Consider the following 17,470-nt stretch of genomic DNA (forward strand, 5'->3'; position numbering starts at 1 on the left):
CAAAATTCTGTGAGGTTCAGTGTTTTCCGTGCGCTTAAAAAGCTGGTTCGTGAGTTTGTCTAAGGAAAAACATTGTGTCCATTGAGAAACACTCAGTGAAACATTGCACTCCCACGCTGCCTGAGCTTGTCTATGCTAACCGCAAAGAGCGCAAAGATTTTCGCAAAGTTCGCAAAGACGTTTTAGTATTAAGATGGGAGTATTAAGTATTAAGTATTAAGACTTTGATGAATTCACCACTTAACTTATTATTTCCCCAACCTAACCCACGTATCGCAGATGTCTATACCCACGTATCGTCGGTGTCTGAGCTTGTCGAAGGCTAATGGAGATTTTTGTATTAAGATTTGAGTCCCGATAGCTATCGGGAAAGACTACGCGACGTTCACCACTTCACGTATCGTTTTTCCCTACCTGGCCTTCAATTCACTGGTACCCGAGCCTGTCGAAGGCAGCTTGTCGAATGAAGCGTTGCGTACATCGTGTAAAACTTTGTGAAACTTTGTGCTCCATTTTCGCTTTTTTCTATTTTTTCCATTTTTTCCATTTTTTCCATTTTTTCCATTTTTTCCATTTTTTTCATTTTTTCCATTTTTTTCATTTTTTCCNAAGTTGTCCGAAAACAGTGCGTATTTGATTGCTCGAAAGCTTATGATGATTCGTTAACTGGTAACGATTTTCGCGGCCGTGACTGCAATGAAAATACGGCCGTAACCGCGGTATGTGAAGGCGGTTTTGGAGCAGCGACCAGCGGAAGCTGTTACAAAAGCGTGCCTGAATTACCGCAGTTAGGCTGTATTGCAATGAAAGGCGCGAGATGCCGCCCAAAAAATAAAAAATTTCTAAATATTTGGCTGAGGCGTAGTTCTCAAGTAGGATTTTATACGCTTGTGTCCTTTTGGGAATTTTTCAGGTATCTCATCATCATTCACCTGCGGCGTTATGATAACATCCTCGCCGTGCGACCAATTGACAGGTGTGGCTACTTGATACTTCGCTGTTAATTGTAGACTGTCGATAACGCGTATGATTTCGTTAAAGTTTCGGCCGGTTGAAGCAGGATAGGTTATAATTAATTTTATTGTTTTATCTGGTGCAATGATCAATACTGATCGCACTGTCGCCGTGGTGCTTGCGTTGGGATGAATAAAGTCGTAAAGAGTTGAGATACCGCGATCAGGATCGGCGATAATCGGAAAATTTACAGTCGTGTTTTGAGTTTCGTTGATGTCGGGTATCCACTGATGGTGATGTTCGAGTGTATCGACACTTAGCGCTAATACTTTGACGTTTCTTTTTTGAAATTCATCATGCAGTTTGGCTGTTGCCCCTAATTCGGTTGTACAAACCGGCGTAAAATCGGCAGGATGCGAAAATAGTACTGCCCAAGAATTTCCTAGGTACTCGTAGAAATCGATGGTTCCGAAAGTGGTTTCGGCAGTGAAGTTTGGGGCGGTATCGCCCAATCGTAATGTTGCCATTTGTGTGTAATTTAGGTTAAACAATTTGAAATAAAAAAGTCCGCTAATGAATATCGGCGGACTTTTTGTAACTGTTATAACAGCACCGATATCTACAAACTATGATGATAGCAGCAACAGCAGCAAACAAATGTTTGTGCAAATGCAGTACGAGTTGTAATATGTCGATTTAAGCTGGTCATATGCTGATGTGAAATTAATTTATTAGGTAGGAAGTTGAGTAAAGTTTACAATAATCTTAACGTTGTACAGATTATTATAACACAAAAATGTTGAATTGTTTTAAAACACAAAATTTCTATGTGAATTGTGATAAGGAACAACATAAAAAAAGCCGATTTCCTTTCGAAAACCGGCTCTTTTGGACAAACATCAAGAATTAGTATTTCAACTTCGCGCTTAATTCAAACTCGTCGTTGATTGTTTTATCGCCCAAGTTGCTGAAGAAGCTTCCTGAACCGTATTTGATATCGTATTTAGTACGGTCTACGTTAAAGTTTGCTGTAGCTGTACCGTTAGCAACTTTCAATTCGAAGTTCACTGAATTTGTGATTCCTTTGATCGTTAAGTCAGCAGTTACAGAATAAACGCCAGCCGATTTCTCGCCGATTGATTTGAAAACCAATTTAGCCGTTGGGAATTTCTCTACACCGAAGAAATCTTCGTTTTTCAAGTGACCTTCCAAGTTTTCTTTACCTTGACCAGGCTTTAAGTCGGTTACTGTGATCGACGTCATGTCAACCGTAAAGTTACCGCCAACTACTTTCGAACCTTTGAAGATAAGTGTTCCTTCTTTCAAGCTAACATCGCCTGAGTGTGAACCCGTAACTTTTTTACCTACCCAAGAAACGGTACTTGCTTTTACATCGACTTTTTTAGATTGAGCAACTGTTGTTGCTGTAGCGAATGCGAATAGGCTTAAAGCCAATAATTTGATTGTTTTCATTGTTAAAATTAAGTATTAAAATGGTTTAAAATATGTTCAATTTGGTTTGCAAAATGCTCTTTGTCGCTTGAACTGAGCTTTGAGAGCAATTCGGCTTCTTTTTGCGCGAGTATCGGATCTATTTGCTCGAGAAGTTCGAGTCCTTTAGCGGTGATACATACTTCTATTTTACGTCGATTTTCCTCGCATACAGTCCGTGTAACAAGTCCTTTTGCCAGCAGTTTATCGACCAAGCGCGTCGTATTACTTGTTTTGGAAATCATTCGTTCCTGAATCAGGCACATGTTAGCAGGTTTTCCTTGTTGCCCGCGTAGGATTCGCAACACATTAAATTGTTCTGCAGATAAATCGAACGATTTAAACTTAATGGCCAAAGATTCGTAAAACGCATTTGCAAGACGCATCGTATTCACAATCAGACGCTTGTCCTGATTTTGAATTTTACTAGCTTGTTGTGTTAACTCTTGCATATACAATATTTGTAGATACAAATGTATAAACCTAAATTAGATTGTTTACTTTTGGTACGCTAAATTTTCGTTAAATTAATTTTATGGTAGCTCATCTCAATCAATCAGACTGGAAAGCAAAGCTCTCAGAATCTACAAATCCACAAATTATCGACGTTCGTACAGCCGAAGAAGTAGCCGAGGGTTATATTCCGGAAATGATACATTATGATATTTACGGAGGTCAGGAGTTTATTTCTGCGTTGGAATCGTTAGATAAAACGCGTCCGTACTTTGTATATTGCAAGTCTGGCGGCAGAAGTGCACAAGCTTGTGATATTATGCAGGCGCTCGGATTTACTGAAACGTACAACCTGCTTGGTGGTTTTTCATCGTGGACAGGACCAAAAGAAATTTAGTTTTTTTCTTTTTAATAGTCTGATTGTTAATATTTGTTTCTATTTTTGATGCGGTTCCCCAATTAACCAACCCAACACAATGGAAGCAAACTTAAGTTCTGGATCGCAATGGAGACGTTCTATTCTTGCAGCTGCTTTAATTCTATGCGCTTATTTCAATGTAGCAGATAACTTTTACATCCAAATTATCTTGTATGTGGCAAGTGTCTATTTAATCTTGACTGCAGTCTTTAAAATTTGTTTAGTTTACAAGATTTTTGGAGTCGACGCATCTAGGCAGCGCCGCTCAGGTTCAGGAATGTATTAGTCTGGATTTGCCAACGTTTCAAACAATTTAGCGTGCGCGGAAAGCAGTCTATTTCTAACTGCAATTTCGGACAAACGACTGCTTATCAACGTATTTTCGCGGGTATTTAAAAGAAACAAAGAGCTTTCGCCTGCCTCAAATAAACGTATTTCTGCATTGAGCATTGTGCCGGTATCGCGAACTAATTCTCGCATCAGCGAAGCTTGCTTTTCTAAAGAAATAATTTCCGTTTGAGCCGCTTGAATTTTATTTTCTAACTGTCGCGTCTCAAATTTTAAAGACAAATTAGCATCCGTTAAAGCTAGTTTTGCGCGTTGCAAGTTTCCGCGTTCTTTTCTGATAAATATTGGAAAATAGAAGTTAAATCCTACCTTATAATCATCGAATCGTTTTGACGCGTCGAACGAGTCGGGCTGAAACAAGTAGCTGTAGCCAAAATCGGCCCGTGGTAATAGTCGGTTAGCAGCCAATCGGCGCTCAATTTCCAGCATTTTTACTTTAGTTTCGAGCGCCTGAACCTTCGGATGCTGATTTAAATCAACGTTATTGGTGATCATTTCGTTGGTTTGTAAAACTTCCGAAATACGTTGTTCTGTATCGGGTTCTGGAATCATATCTTCAGCCAGTTCCAACGGTACATTGTTTTCAATCCAAAGAAAATTACTCAGTTCTAACCGCGCTTTAATTAATTTTAGTTTTGAATCTTCTAAAGATAAATTTCGGTTCACTACCACGATTCGCGCTTCCGTACTATCGATAACTGGTTTATCGCCTTCCTGAATTAAAATTTTGATACCGTCTAAACGAATTTTAGCATTTTTGGCAAATTCCTGATAGAGTTCATATTCGCGGTACTGACGCTGCCAGCTGAAATAGGCTTCGGCAGCCTCCGACAATACGGCAGTAGCCATCAGATTCCGATCGGCGCGACTCAAGGTTTGTTGCAACTTTGCTTTCCGTAAATCGGCCATTCGCTTGTTGATAAACAAATCTTGTGCAATCGGAATCGATATGCCTACGTTGCCCAAACCTGTTGCCGGAACAAGGTTTTGCGGGTTTAAATACTGTCCGTTATTGTCGTCGATTCCGGCTTTAATTTCGATTCCGTACCAAGTCGGAATTTTAAACGTTCCGTTAAAAACATTGTAATAGGTACTTCCTTTAAAATCTTTGCGCTCGAAATCGGCTTCCAAAACCGGATCAAAAGCGCCGCGTGCCGTCATTAAAGCAGCTTGTGCAGCAGATATTTCTAAATCAGCACTTTTCACCAAAGGATGAAACTTGCGTACAAATCCCATATACTCCTCAAACGACATGATTTTGGGATTATCCTGCGCAAAGGAAAGTTGTCCGATTAAAGCAAACAGTAACAGTCGTACTTTCATTATTTACCGTCTTTTTTCGGAGTTGAAGAATTCGACTTAATATCAGAACTAGCCCCTTTGTAGTAATTCGGCGGGAATCCGTTGAGGCGTCGCCAAATTTCAAACCAAACCGGCACCGTTTCCAATAAGGCAATGGTTTGCGCTCCCGAACCAATCGCTAATTGCGTGGGCCACTGCTGGTCGGTATTATCCGGAGCAATAAGCACGCGGTATTTTCCGTTTTCGCTGATGAAATTTTCAATAGCTACAACAGTTCCACCAAAAGTTCCGTAAGACATATCCGGCCAGCCCGAAAATACGATAGTAGGCCAACCATCAAACCAAACACGAACTTTTTCGCCGCGTTTAATCAAGGGTAAATCGATTGGCGAAACAAAAGTTTCAACGGCAATTTCGAAATTTTGCGGCATGATACTTACCACCGGAGTTCCTTCTTTTATAATTTCGCCAACACCCGACTGTAATGCGCGGTTTACATAACCGTCCTGCGGAGCTAATATGTAATACATGCCGTTTCGAATGTTGTAATTAACGTATTGATTGTCGAGCTTGTTGACTTGCGCCTCGGTGTCAAACTGACTACTTTTTGCCGTAAACTGGTCGCTTTCAACCTTAGCAATCTTTTCCGCGTATTCGGATTCCAGACGATCTAATTCGACAATAGCATTTATCAGTTCATTTTTAGACGCCAAAAATTTGTTCTCAATCGTGATAATTTTAGCTTCCATTTCCTGCTGTTTCAATCGCTTTTCTTCGACATCTGTAACAGGTTTTAATCCGTCTTTATTTAAGGTAACTGCTCGATTGTACTGCGTGTTTGCAATGCGCAGCAGCGTTTTTGTAGCAACTAAATCGGTACTGTCGCTTTTGATTTTTAGTTTTGCTTGCAGTACTTTGTTACGTGCTTGTTCTGTTTTGAGTTTTAACTCTCTTAAGATTGCGCCTTTCTGACCTTCAAGCGCAACAACTTTTTGCCCGTAAGAAGCTGCCGCCGATTTCTTGGCATCGCGTTGATTCTTCGTGTTTTCCACTAGGTTCGGATCCAAATAATCTTCTTTAACCTCGCTGAGATACACAATAGTATCGCCTTTTTTAACAAATTGGCCTTCTTGCACATACCATTTCTCAATACGTCCGGCAATGGTTGTATGAATGGTTTGCGGACGTTGACCCGGTCTCAAGGTCGTTACAGAACCCGTTCCGGAAATGTTCTGTGTCCACGGCAAAAACATGAAAATGATCAGGATGATTCCGAAGATCGCCATGAAACGATTCAGAATTTTATAATGCGGACGGTTTTCCAAGCTGCGAACTGTCTTAAATCGCTCTGCCTGTGGAATATATACGGAGTTTTCTTTAGATAAATTCAGCATCTTAAACTAATTTTTGATCGTTAATGATTTCACCTTTAGACATCGAAACTACTCGTGTTGCCTTCGACTTCCAATACTGATTTTTCGACGTAACGATAACAGTCCAACGGTTTTTCTTATCCATGATAAAGTCGATAATCTCTTTGGCAATCGGCTCATCCATAGTGTCGGTCGGATCTTCATAAAACAACACCAATGGCTTACGAACGATACTTCTTGCAATCAGAATTTTCTGCGCATTCGAAGAAGAAAATTGCTTTCCATCGGGAATAAGCATGGTATCTAAACCGTCGGGTAGCGACTTAATTAAGTCTTTCAATTTTACGGCTTCGATGGCGTATTTCAGATCGTCTTCTTTAATGTCTTTATCTCTAAAAGTAATGTTCTCTAAAATAGAACCTTCAAAAAACGTCTCGCGTTGTACTATCGTCTCAATACTATTTCGGTATTGTTGCAAATCGATTTTCTTATAGGTATCATCGTTGATGAATAAAGCACCGCCCGTTGGTCGTAAAATACCCGCCAATACGCGTATCAAGGTGGTTTTCCCAGAGCCGTTATTTCCTTCCAAGAAAATTTTCTCACCTTGATTAATCTGTAAATTTATGTCGCGAAGCGTGTCGACATCCGTTCCCGGGAAACGGAAATCCATGTCCTCAGCTTGTAACTGAATCTCGGTATAACAGGCGCTCACTTCATTTCGTTGTTGCTCTTCCATTTCCATATCGGTAACTTGTCCGATTTTTTCCACGGAAGTGAGTACATCGTAAAAAGTCTCCAAGCCAATAACAATCTTCTCCACAGAGCCGATAACAAGAAGAATAATGATCTCCGCTGCCACAAACTGTCCAATGTTCATTTGCATGTTCATAACCAGATATCCGCCTACCAACAACAAGCCTGCCGTGATTATGATTTTAAAAACAATAAGTTGGCTGTATTGCGACTGAATAACTTTAAAGTGTTTTTCGCGATACATGAGATACTCATCGGTGAGTTTATCGTTTTTTTCCATCGCAAAGCAAAAGTGCTGGTACTTCTTGAAACTATAGTTGTTTCGGGCAATTTCTTGCAACCAACCAGCAACTTTATACTTGTATTTCGATTCGTACATCGATGTGTTTAAACCGCGCTTGTATGAAAACTTAAAGATTAAATAGAGTAGGAGCGACAATAAAATGCCAAACAATAAAAAGTAAGGATGGTACAACGAAAGCAAAATCATACCAAAGGTAATCTGCAAAATGGCTGCCGAAAAGTCGAGCAACAGCTTTGAAATACCTTTCTGAATGGCCAACGTATCAAAAAAGCGGTTGGCCAGCTCTGGTGGATAAATCTTATAAATCTCAGTGAACTTGATTTTTGGCAAGCGCGCTGCAAATTCGAACGACGAGCGAATAAAAATCTTTTGCTGCAAATTTTCGGTAATACGCAACTGCATCAGCGACATGAGGCCGCCCAAAGCCACGCCAATCACTACAATTATAATCAATACGACCAGCGAAGCGCTCACGCGACCCGATTGTAAAAAATTGATGATGCTTTGAATACCGAGCGGCAATGAAAGCGAAATCAGACCGGCAATTATGGCATACGCAAAAATCTGAATCACGTCTTTGCGATCCAATTCAAGCATGCTGTATAATCTTTTTAAAGGCGTCATATTAATTCTGAATAGTATTAGTGATTAGATGGGTGTAAAATTCGGAAACCGACTTTCCGCTGTCTATGCTCGAAAGCGATTCCAAGTGTTCACTTAAAAAGTGTTGGTGGAGCGCACCTGAGATAACGGTCGATACCAAGCTTTCTGCAAACGGATAATTCGGATTAATTTCCTTGATAATCGAAACAATACGGGCATTCAATCGCTTGTAAATCAAAAAGAACCCTTCTTTATTCTCCTGATCTACTTCTTTGGTATGCATTACTTTTGAAAATTCGGCTATAATAATCCGACTCAAAATAGCTTCATTAATGTGCGCGGTATCGGTGTCGTCGAGAACTTTTTCGGTTACAATTCCAATGGCAATTTTGAGTCGCACACACGGATCCTCGATATTGTTGGTTGCAAATACCAAGCGATATTCTAAATACGACCAATACCAGCTTGCCAAGTACAGCAGCAATTTATGTTTGTTTTCAAAGTAACGATATACCGAACTCTCGTTAGATTTAATTCGTTCGCCTAACTTCTTAAACGTAAAATTTTCAAAACCAATTTCATCAATAAGCAAAATACTTTCGCGAATAAGGTTTTTCCCCAATTCCGAAGTCTCCGGATCTTTGACAAACGTTTTTTGATGTACCTGCAATCGGATATTTGATATAAGCTCTCGCATTCTCAAATTATTTAGCGCAAAATTAATAGTGTTACTATCGATTTGTCATAGTTTAACTTTTATTTATCGTTTTTTGGGCGTTCCGGCGGGTCGTTCCTCCGGCGCCGTCGGGCTATTCGCTTCAATTCAAACGCGTTGTTTTGCTTTTTGCAGCACAAGTTTCGGCTTCTGAGGTCGCCGGCACTTCTGCGCAAAAGCAGCAAACAACTTTGTTTTCATTTCCGCTGCTATCCCTAACGCAAAGTTGCAACTCGTATAAAAATGCGACTTAACATAGCATTCGACAAAAATTGGTTAACGGTTACACGTGTTTGTAGAAAAAAACTATTTAATAGTTAAATTTTGGTATTGTTTTTTTGATTTATAGTGTGAAATTTGTCTAAACACAAAATCAAAATATCATGAGTACAAACAACGATAGTGGACGAGTTATTACATTAGAAGAGGCTTGCCAGTACACGCACGCATATCAGTCTGCAAATCCTAATGCAATTTTCTCATATTATGTGAGTACAGAAAACTTAAATCTGATATTGCAACAATCAGGTTGTGTAGGCCTGCGCATTTACAATGGTTATAATTTGCAAAGTAAACAAAGCAATATTGTTTTAGTTGGGGTAGATGAAAAGGGAAATGATATGACAAATGGTGTTTTATTAGATGAATTTGTATCATGCCCTCCAAGCTGCCCAACTAGCAGTCCATTAATGAAAGATTAAAAAAATTGCAGAATATCTTTTTGTATTTAGCGTTATTAGCCGGAGTTCTTGATGTAGCCATGTTATTTTACGTTAAAAAAACGGCTATAAATTCAGGACCTTTTACACCATTTATTTGGTTAATAGGTTTTTCAACTTTTTACGAGTACTTTATTACGCATCTACTATATACAGACGCATACTACTGGTTTCAAATTTATCCGTTTTTAAGTTTTTTGGCAATTCATTACTTCTTTAATAATCTTTTGAAACCCAAATACCAAAAGCTCTTTAAGTGGCTTTTTATCGGTTTCATCGCTGTTTATATATGCTCGCTTTTTGTTTGGATCAATAAAAGCACCATGTATCTTGCTATGGCAATTAATAGAACATACATCACACTTTTCATCTTTTTATCTGTAGCATTGTGGTTCCGCAAATTAATGGACGATTTAAAAGATTGGAATCTTTGGCATAATCCTAATTTTTATTTCATCCTGTCGCTTACGCTCTACTATGCGAGTACCTTGTTTCTATTTCTTGCCAGTAACTTCATACTTAAAAGCTCCCTACAGTTTACCAGCTATTGGCAGATAAACGCTTTCGCTGGAATTTTCTTCAGACTTTTAATTGGTTTTGGTATATGGAAAATGAAGACGGACTAGTAATTTTCTTCTGGATTGGCACCTTAATCATGATTTCCATGACGCTAGGTGTTTTGCTAATTGCTTTAATTTACCAAAGAAAAGTTCTGAAAATCAGACAAGCCGAGTCTGAGAATTTACTACGTGTATCGCTCGAATCAGAAAAACGAGAACGCAAACGCATTGCAGAAGATTTCCACGATGGTGTTAGCGGCGATATGATTACCATACGCAACCACATCTCACAACTGGAAACAAAAATTCAAGATCAAGAAAGTCGTGCCGTTCTATTTGGGGTAAAAACATCGGTTGAAAACATGCTCGCCGAAGTGAAAGTAATCAGCTATAACCTAATGCCGCCTTTGCTTGATACACTCGGACTAGTGCCAACCCTAGAAGATTACTTCGAACGAATTAAAAAATGGAGTTTACTTACCATTCACACCGATTTTTATCAGCGCGATATTCCCGTTTCTGCCTCTAATTCCTACGAACTCTATCGAATCGTGCAAGAATTACTCGGAAACATGCTCAAATACGGCAATGTTACTGTGGTTCATTTCAGTATCAAGAAAATAGATTCCTTTCTGGAACTTGAAATCAAAGACAACGGTTCACCATTCGACTTTTTTGAAAATCTAAAAAAATCAAAAGGCATGGGACTTAAAAACATTCTTTCGCGAAGCAAACAAATCGGCGGTAAAATCAAACAAAGTTCCTCCGAAACCGGAAATGTAATTCAAATTCGTTTTCCAGCGAGCGAACACGAAAACTGATTTTTTGTAATCTGCTATTCATACTACTAAAAGAGCCCTTGTCGATTTCAGTAAGTATCATCTCCAAAAAATCCTTCATTTTAACGAATAAAAAAAGCGGTACTAAACCAAAGTACCGCTTTTTTTGTGGAGTCGCCGAGAATCGAACTCGGGTCCAAACAAGCAACCAAAAAACTTTCTACACGCTTATTTACCGCTTAGATTTTCGATGTTTGGCTTGGCCGGTAACCGCCACCGAACACTTAGCTTCTGTTACTTCGATGTCGCTTAGAAGCATCGCAACACCTAGGTTTATTTTTACGATTTACCTAAACCAAATGCCATAAACCAAGGCTTTTGAGGTAAATCCTGCTTTCCTACCTGGTAGGACGAGGCTAATCTTACTAAACTTCAGATTATGCAGCAAGAGCGTAGTTTCCTTCGCCGTATAAAAGTGTGAAGCCTTTTATTAACGAGAATTACTCCAGTTCTCGACGTGCTTATTTTCCAATTCAACTTGCTGTCAAAACCAGTCGACCCCAAGTAAATTCGAGCCTGCAAATATAGTGCCTCTTTCCGCAGTACGCAAGTTTATTCCCCAGCCTCGCCATCAATCGGATAGTTTCCAAATACCGAAGCTAATTTAAACGACTGATACGGCACCTTGCTGTATTTGTTAGACAACGCAATGATGCAAACCGAGTCTTTACGCAACGTCACATACGAACTCGTATTCCCGTGCCACCAGCCGTTGTGGTAAAACATTTTTTCTCCCGTCTTCCATTCATACAAACGAATTCCGATACCGTAATTACGCGTTCCGCGACTTTCGTAACTGTAACCGCGATAAATTTCTTGCTTGTCGGCATCCGTAAAAAAATCATCCGAATAAGTCGCCTTGTCAAACAGTAGCAAATCGCGCGGCGTCGAATAAATGTTTTTGTCGCCGTACGTATCGTCTAAATGATCGAAAGCCAAACGCATCCTATTTCCTTTATAGGATTGGCAAACGGCTTCTTTGTCTAAATCATCGGTCATAACAAACGAATGTTTCATTCCCAACGGCCCAAAAATATACTCTTGCATCAGTGCAGGGTAGCTCTTTTGTGTTACTTGCTCGGCTATTAGTGCCAACAAAACATAGTTGGTGTTGCAATACGCAAATCGCTTGCCAATCCCTCCTTGCAACGGAATCGAAAACTTGTTGAAAATAGCTAAAACATCGCTGTTCTTAACCCGATTGCGTTTATCCCAAATTTCCTTCTCATCACACAAATACGCATAATTAGCTAAACCACTCCGATGTGTTAACAAATGCCGAACGGTCATTCCTACATACGGAAATGGTTTTAAATACTTGGAAACATCGTCGTCGAGTTGTATTAAACCTTCGTTTTTTAAACGCATGATCAGTGCAGCCGTCAACACTTTAGAAATCGATGCAATATGTATAGGTGTCTCGGCTTTTATCGAATCCCGACGCTCAAAACTTCCACAACCTTTGTATGCTTCGTAAATTATCTGACCGTTCTTCGCTACTAAAAAAGCACCACTAACCTGATTAGACAACCAATATTTCTTAAAAAACTGATCAACAACAGCAGCTTTCTCTTGTTTATATTGTCTCGATAAAGTTCTGAATGCCACCTGAAAAGGTTGCTCATGATCCGAATTACTCAAACGATCACGTGCATCTCCAACACAACTAGTCACTAAAACTAGCATCAACAAAATTAAATACCTCATAGTACAGGGGAGTATTAGAGCAAATATAACAGTCGAACCGCACTATTCACAGCTACTCGTGTTAATTTATGAACCAATGCTGGTTGAAATATTTTAGCCATTGCTTGTGTTATGAAATAACGATGTTATATTTGTAACATATTAAATTACTTTAGTTAGTATTTTGTAAACTACAACGATTTCGTTAATTTTTTAAAAATACAGCAAAGTACTTTAAACAACAACAACACAACTGTAATGAATTTTGAATACTGCTATGAAATTCGGAATTATTAAAGAACGAAAATCGCCGCCAGACAGACGTGCAGTCTTTAGTCCCGCGGCGCTCACCCAGCTTCGAGAACGCTATCCCGAACTCGAATTTGCTGTAGAATCTTCCGATATTCGTGTTTTTACCGACGAAGAATACCGCAACGCCGGCTTCGAAGTAACAACCGATTTATCCGACTGCGATGTGCTCTTTGGCGTGAAAGAAATCCCTGTCGATAACCTGCTGCCAAACAAAAAGTACTTTTTCTTTTCTCATACCATCAAAAAGCAAGCGCACAACCGAAAATTGTTGCAAGCCGTTTTGCAAAAAGACATCGATTTATACGATCACGAAACGCTGGTAAATGCCGAAAATAAACGCTTAATCGGCTTTGGTCGGTACGCCGGAATCGTTGGTGCCTACAACGGTTTACGCGCTTTTGGCTTGAAATACGAGTTATTCGAACTGCCAAAAGCCGAGTCGCTTTCCTGCAAACAAGCACTCGAAGAACGCGTAAAGCGATTAGTTTTGCCAAACATTAAAATCGTACTCACCGGACACGGAAAAGTAGCAAACGGAATCGAAGAAGTCTTGCAAATGGCTAAGATTAAGAAAATTAGCGTTTCCGATTTCCTTACCAAACAGTACGACAAACCCGTGTACGTACAACTAGACGTAACCGATTACTACAAAAGAACCGATGGTAAAGACGCTACTAAAGCCGATTTTTACCAAAACCCAAAAATGTACACCTCTGATTTTGAGCGCTTTTCTAAAGTTGCTGATGTGTATATGGCCGGACACTTTCATGCGACACAAAATCCGGAAATTCTCAGCCGAGAGCTGCTCAACGCTCCTACAAATAAGATAAAAGTAGTTGCCGATGTGTCTTGCGATGTCGACGGCCCGATTGCTTGTACGATAAAAGCCAGCACCATTGCCGATCCGTTTTTTGGATACTTGCCTTACACTGGCGAAGAAGTCGATTACAGACATCCGGGTGCCATAACAGTCATGTCTATCGATAACTTGCCCTGCGAATTGCCCAAAGACGCCACCGAAGGTTTTGGCGAAATGTTCATCGAAAACATCATTCCCGCCTTTTTTAACAACGACATAGATGGTATCTTGGCGCGCGCGCAAATCACGGCTAAAGGTTCGTTAACACAGCGTTTTCAATATCTGCAAGATTACGTAGACGAAGGCTGTGCACTCGAAAAACACTAATAACACTTCAAAAGCCGACTTTCAAGTCGGTTTTTTTTATCAATTTCTTCAATCAAAATTTAAGTTAAGGAGAGCAAATTTCTGGAGTAATTTCTTTTAGAAGCTATTCCTGCTATTCGCTGCAAGTCCGCGGTTTGGCAAGGGTTTGCACAGCTTTTTTGTTTGGCTTCCATTGGTCGCCAACAAAATAGCGTGCGCACAACTCGCCAAACCTGTGGGCTTTTCGCTGCTATCAGGGCTATTTCACAATCGTTACCATTAAAAGATTGTTCACAAGCAATACGTGTAAACGTTTTCAAACTCGAATTATAGTTCCGAGAATTCTCTTCCATAATAAAGTATCATCGTACTTTTTCAGCAACTTGTTCTTTTCATAAAAACGAAAAAGACCGCCCCCAAAGCGATCTTTCTCTGAAATAAAGAATAAAAAACTACTTTTTTAGTAAGCGAGAGGTTAGGGTGCCGTTTTCAGTTTTAACTTCCACAAAATAAATACCAGCGGCATACGAACTCGTGGAGAAAACAGTTTCGGAATTGTTCGGTTGAAAAACCGCAAGCAACTGTCCGATTTGATTATAAATGTTGATGCTTTCAATGGTCTTGTCCGACATAATCGTAACTAAATCGGTCGTCGGATTTGGGAATAATTTGAAAACTTCATAATCAACAGCTTCAATACTCAAATTAGTAGTACAACTAACCGACTTAGTACGAAACGATGTGTCGGTTGCACAAAGTGAATTTTCATGCACAACGTATCGGATATTTCCGGAGTAATTTCCAGACAACCAAACTAATGGAGTTGTTCCTGAAGCTAATACAGCTGTATTATTTGCATTGGAAATGGTTATGAAATCTGTTGCAATCGTAGTCGAAAAAGTGTACTGACGGTTGGCCGAAGCAGTCAAAACCGAAAAATCTCCCGTAATAGCAAACTCTTCTACAATCTGACTCGTATTGTTACAAGTGGGTACTACCGTTTCCTGCGGATATTGAAAATAAAATGCCTGTGAACAATTCGTTGGAATCGGCGTTGTAAAACTGCCTCCGGCTACCCATGGCGATTTCGTCGCTCCACAGTTCGTTCGAACCCACCAATAATATGTTTTATTCGGCTCAATATTATTGCCAGCATAAAAAGCCGAATTCGAGTTTATGTTAAAACTAGGTGTAGTATTAATGGTCGGAGCAACGTTGTTCAAACGCACCAATACATCGAATGTATAACCTGAATCATTTTGTATCTGCCAGTTTAGCGTTGCACTAATCGGACCTAACTCGCTCACTTGTAAGTTAAACGGCGTTGGGCACGTGGTGTCGGCTGCTGTGGTAAAACTACTTGTCGATGTCCAGTTGCTAAAGTTCGCTCCGCAATTCGCACGGATCCAATAGTAGTAGGTAGTGCTCGCCGAAAGACTGGTGATGGTTTTCGTTAATCCCGTGGCCGTTTCTTGCGGCACGGTACTGGCGGTTGGCGGTACCGAACTGGTACTGTAATAAATTTGATATCCATTACTTGGAGTCGCGCTATTACTCCAATTTAGTGTCGCCGAATTAAACGTCACATTTGTTGGCGCAGTAACGCTTGGCGTCTGGCACGGACTAACCGGTGCTGGACAACTAATTGTAGTACTTCGCGGCGTTAAAGACACACCGCAGTTGTTGTTTGCATGAAGGTAGGCGCGTATTAATCCTCCCGTTGCTCCAACAACAATTTCCATGGGTGTTGTTCCTTCTATTAAAACTTGGGTTCCAGTATTGTTTGTTATTGTCCAATAATCTGTAGCTACAGAACTTGCTAAAACGTAAGTTGTATTTGCCGACAGATTAAATACCGAGTAAGATCCAGTAGATGTTACAGCGGCAAGGGTCTGCGGACTTCCCGTACAGCTTGGAGTTACTGTATTTGTAGGTATTTGTCCGTTTACTGCATTGGTACAAAAAGTTGTTGCCGTTGTTGTAAAACTACTTCCCGAACTCCAAACGCTAGTTAACGAGTCGCAGATGCTCTGTACCCAAAAATAATATGTTGTTTGTGGTGAAAGCGAACTTAAATCGACAATATTGGTAAATGTACTTCCGGTCGGTACCGTACTATCCGTTGGTGGAGTAGGAGAGGTACTCACGTAATACACGTAACTTTCCAAAATGGCACTTTGAGGTGCTGTCCAAGAAATGCTCGCTGAATTTGAAGTGACGTTCGCTGTCTGAAGACCAAAAGGCGTCGGGCACGTTGGAGTAGAAGGCGTTGTAAAGGATATTGATGGAGTCCAATCACCTAAGTACACAATACAATTCGACCGAATCCATGCATAATAGGTGGTATTGCCTTGCAAATTCAAAAGCGGATAGGTCGTAACCGAACTACTCGTATTTGCGAGAGGAGTAGCCGTTAACAATGGAGTTTCTGAGCTAGTGCTCAAATAAACGTCGTATCCGCCAATGGGCGTAACACTGGAAGCATCCCAATCCAAAACAGCCGAAGTTGACGTTACAGAACCTACACTCAATCCGGAAGGTGGCGCGCAGCTGCTTATTTCGTCCTGACAGCTCACATATCGGTATCTAATCTCGCTATTATCTACTCCGCAATTTGCACTGGAGTGTACATAAAATCGAACAAGCGAACCACTGGTATTGTATGAATTCCAATAAACTGTTCCTTGTCCGTGTGCGTAAATACTCATGTCTATTCCATTAAACGCGGCAACTGTAATGTAATCCGTTGGAATACTGCTTTTAAAAGCATACGTTTTATTTGGAAGAATCGTGATTTTCGCATAAAAACTTGGACTAATCGGCAAATTTGTAATTTGCTGAAATCCACCACCGCATGAAATTGCAATACTGCTTGAATTTATTTCTCCATCGGGCGCATTTACACATTTATAAGGCAAAGTACTGACCGGACCACTACTAATCCACGGTCCAAATTGGCCGTCGCAAATCGAACGAACCCAAAAATAATACGTAGTGTTTGCCTCTAATGAACCGTACGAAACTTCCGTAGAAAATGTTTCATTAGTTTCTAAGTTGCTCGTGGGCGGCGTATTGGTTTGCGAAATGTCGTATTCATATCCTAAAGAAGGCGTTGGTGTAACTGCATTCCAACGAAAACCTAACTTATCGCTGTGCCGAATGTAAACTTCAATGTATTGCGGTGAAATACAATTGCTAGTCGATTGGTTGAAGAGCACATTTTGTGTCGCAGGCTCTAAAGGCAACTCTGCGGCAACTGTATCGATTTCAATTTGATTGATTTCCGTTACTTGCGCAACAGCTTTCATGTGTATTGATAAGAGCAACAACACGGCATAAAAACTCAATTTCGTAAAAAAGTACTTGTTCCGCATAGGATAAAAGTTAGAGAATATAATTACCCAAAAGTAGTTTCTATACCTACCCGCAATCCTACCACATATTACATTTTTTTCACAACCACGCACGCGCC

Annotated in this window: 16 protein-coding genes and 1 other RNA gene; 6 read left to right on the plus strand and 11 right to left on the minus strand. The window is 40.2% G+C overall.

Going from position 1 to position 17,470, the window contains the following annotated elements:
• Positions 1–421: 421 nt before the first annotated feature.
• The 4 genes from CHX27_RS15575 to CHX27_RS11345 all read right to left on the minus strand — a co-directional run bounded on the left by CHX27_RS15575 (position 422) and on the right by CHX27_RS11345 (position 2,897).
• A complete protein-coding gene (locus CHX27_RS15575; protein WP_094486893.1) occupies positions 422–601 on the minus strand; it encodes a hypothetical protein in 180 nt (59 codons plus the stop codon).
• A gap of 241 nt (positions 602–842) precedes the next feature.
• Positions 843–1,481 carry a peroxiredoxin gene (locus CHX27_RS11335; RefSeq protein ID WP_094486894.1) on the minus strand — a complete coding sequence of 213 codons (639 nt, stop codon included), beginning with the start codon at positions 1,479–1,481 and terminating at the stop codon, positions 843–845.
• 379 nt (positions 1,482–1,860) lie between these two features.
• Complete coding sequence (locus CHX27_RS11340) at positions 1,861–2,427, minus strand: YceI family protein (RefSeq protein WP_094486895.1); 567 nt, start codon at positions 2,425–2,427, stop codon at positions 1,861–1,863.
• Positions 2,428–2,435: 8 nt separating this feature from the next.
• A complete protein-coding gene (locus tag CHX27_RS11345) occupies positions 2,436–2,897 on the minus strand; it encodes a MarR family winged helix-turn-helix transcriptional regulator (protein ID WP_094486896.1) in 462 nt (153 codons plus the stop codon).
• Between the two features lie 83 nt (positions 2,898–2,980).
• On the opposite strand from CHX27_RS11345, the gene CHX27_RS11350 reads away from it, so the two are divergent.
• Positions 2,981–3,295, plus strand: a complete 315-nt coding sequence (locus CHX27_RS11350) for a rhodanese-like domain-containing protein (RefSeq protein WP_094486897.1) — start codon at positions 2,981–2,983, stop codon at positions 3,293–3,295.
• A 79-nt stretch (positions 3,296–3,374) separates the two neighbouring features.
• Entirely contained in the window at positions 3,375–3,602 is a 228-nt protein-coding gene (locus tag CHX27_RS15950; protein WP_094486898.1) for a YgaP family membrane protein, read from the plus strand.
• Here CHX27_RS15950 and CHX27_RS11360 read toward each other — a convergent pair.
• The 4 genes from CHX27_RS11360 to CHX27_RS11375 are packed head-to-tail and all read right to left on the minus strand — an operon-like array spanning position 3,599 to position 8,699.
• Positions 3,599–4,987, minus strand: coding sequence for a TolC family protein (locus CHX27_RS11360; protein WP_094486899.1), 1,389 nt, complete (start codon positions 4,985–4,987; stop codon positions 3,599–3,601). The genes CHX27_RS15950 and CHX27_RS11360 overlap by 4 nt on opposite strands.
• Positions 4,987–6,360: an HlyD family secretion protein gene (locus CHX27_RS11365; protein ID WP_094486900.1), complete on the minus strand. Its 1,374-nt coding sequence runs from the start codon at positions 6,358–6,360 to the stop codon at positions 4,987–4,989. The genes CHX27_RS11360 and CHX27_RS11365 overlap by 1 nt, the downstream gene beginning before the upstream one ends.
• Before the next feature lies 1 nt (position 6,361).
• The gene (locus tag CHX27_RS11370; RefSeq protein ID WP_094486901.1) at positions 6,362–8,023 is read right to left on the minus strand and encodes a peptidase domain-containing ABC transporter; all 1,662 of its coding nucleotides are present in this window, start codon (positions 8,021–8,023) and stop codon (positions 6,362–6,364) included.
• A gap of 1 nt (position 8,024) precedes the next feature.
• Complete coding sequence (locus tag CHX27_RS11375) at positions 8,025–8,699, minus strand: TetR/AcrR family transcriptional regulator (RefSeq protein ID WP_094486902.1); 675 nt, start codon at positions 8,697–8,699, stop codon at positions 8,025–8,027.
• Positions 8,700–9,100: 401 nt separating this feature from the next.
• Between CHX27_RS11375 and CHX27_RS11380 the strand changes: the two genes are divergently transcribed.
• From CHX27_RS11380 to CHX27_RS11390, 3 genes are read left to right on the plus strand one after another with little or no spacing between them, the layout of a single operon-like run.
• On the plus strand, positions 9,101–9,418 hold the full coding sequence (locus CHX27_RS11380) for a hypothetical protein (RefSeq protein ID WP_094486903.1): 318 nt from the start codon (positions 9,101–9,103) through the stop codon (positions 9,416–9,418).
• Positions 9,419–9,423: 5 nt separating this feature from the next.
• Entirely contained in the window at positions 9,424–10,062 is a 639-nt protein-coding gene (locus CHX27_RS11385) for a hypothetical protein (RefSeq protein WP_133063465.1), read from the plus strand.
• Entirely contained in the window at positions 10,041–10,817 is a 777-nt protein-coding gene (locus tag CHX27_RS11390) for a sensor histidine kinase (RefSeq protein WP_094486905.1), read from the plus strand. Before CHX27_RS11385 ends, CHX27_RS11390 begins: the two co-directional genes overlap by 22 nt.
• A gap of 124 nt (positions 10,818–10,941) precedes the next feature.
• On the opposite strand, the gene ssrA is transcribed toward CHX27_RS11390, so the two are convergent.
• Positions 10,942–11,337: a transfer-messenger RNA gene (gene ssrA / locus CHX27_RS11395) on the minus strand.
• 50 nt (positions 11,338–11,387) lie between these two features.
• The gene (locus tag CHX27_RS11400; RefSeq protein WP_094486906.1) at positions 11,388–12,542 is read right to left on the minus strand and encodes a serine hydrolase domain-containing protein; all 1,155 of its coding nucleotides are present in this window, start codon (positions 12,540–12,542) and stop codon (positions 11,388–11,390) included.
• Positions 12,543–12,798: 256 nt separating this feature from the next.
• Between CHX27_RS11400 and CHX27_RS11405 the strand changes: the two genes are divergently transcribed.
• Positions 12,799–14,019, plus strand: a complete 1,221-nt coding sequence (locus CHX27_RS11405; RefSeq protein WP_094486907.1) for an NAD(P)-dependent oxidoreductase — start codon at positions 12,799–12,801, stop codon at positions 14,017–14,019.
• 431 nt (positions 14,020–14,450) lie between these two features.
• On the opposite strand, the gene CHX27_RS11410 is transcribed toward CHX27_RS11405, so the two are convergent.
• A complete protein-coding gene (locus CHX27_RS11410; RefSeq protein WP_094486908.1) occupies positions 14,451–17,372 on the minus strand; it encodes a fibronectin type III domain-containing protein in 2,922 nt (973 codons plus the stop codon).
• Positions 17,373–17,470: the final 98 nt, after the last annotated feature.

Origin of the sequence: Flavobacterium aurantiibacter (assembly GCF_002251775.1) — a bacterium.
Lineage (GTDB): Bacteria > Bacteroidota > Bacteroidia > Flavobacteriales > Flavobacteriaceae > Flavobacterium > Flavobacterium aurantiibacter.

Coding starts and splice junctions, on each gene's coding strand:
- CHX27_RS15575 (WP_094486893.1), bottom strand. CDS start 601: ATGAAAAAAATGGAAAAAATGAAAAAAATGGAAAAAATGGAAAAAATG.
- CHX27_RS11335 (WP_094486894.1), bottom strand. CDS start 1,481: ATGGCAACATTACGATTGGGCGATACCGCCCCAAACTTCACTGCCGAA.
- CHX27_RS11340 (WP_094486895.1), bottom strand. CDS start 2,427: ATGAAAACAATCAAATTATTGGCTTTAAGCCTATTCGCATTCGCTACA.
- CHX27_RS11345 (WP_094486896.1), bottom strand. CDS start 2,897: ATGCAAGAGTTAACACAACAAGCTAGTAAAATTCAAAATCAGGACAAG.
- CHX27_RS11350 (WP_094486897.1), top strand. CDS start 2,981: ATGGTAGCTCATCTCAATCAATCAGACTGGAAAGCAAAGCTCTCAGAA.
- CHX27_RS15950 (WP_094486898.1), top strand. CDS start 3,375: ATGGAAGCAAACTTAAGTTCTGGATCGCAATGGAGACGTTCTATTCTT.
- CHX27_RS11360 (WP_094486899.1), bottom strand. CDS start 4,987: ATGAAAGTACGACTGTTACTGTTTGCTTTAATCGGACAACTTTCCTTT.
- CHX27_RS11365 (WP_094486900.1), bottom strand. CDS start 6,360: ATGCTGAATTTATCTAAAGAAAACTCCGTATATATTCCACAGGCAGAG.
- CHX27_RS11370 (WP_094486901.1), bottom strand. CDS start 8,023: ATGACGCCTTTAAAAAGATTATACAGCATGCTTGAATTGGATCGCAAA.
- CHX27_RS11375 (WP_094486902.1), bottom strand. CDS start 8,699: ATGCGAGAGCTTATATCAAATATCCGATTGCAGGTACATCAAAAAACG.
- CHX27_RS11380 (WP_094486903.1), top strand. CDS start 9,101: ATGAGTACAAACAACGATAGTGGACGAGTTATTACATTAGAAGAGGCT.
- CHX27_RS11390 (WP_094486905.1), top strand. CDS start 10,041: ATGGAAAATGAAGACGGACTAGTAATTTTCTTCTGGATTGGCACCTTA.
- CHX27_RS11400 (WP_094486906.1), bottom strand. CDS start 12,542: ATGAGGTATTTAATTTTGTTGATGCTAGTTTTAGTGACTAGTTGTGTT.
- CHX27_RS11405 (WP_094486907.1), top strand. CDS start 12,799: ATGAAATTCGGAATTATTAAAGAACGAAAATCGCCGCCAGACAGACGT.
- CHX27_RS11410 (WP_094486908.1), bottom strand. CDS start 17,372: ATGCGGAACAAGTACTTTTTTACGAAATTGAGTTTTTATGCCGTGTTG.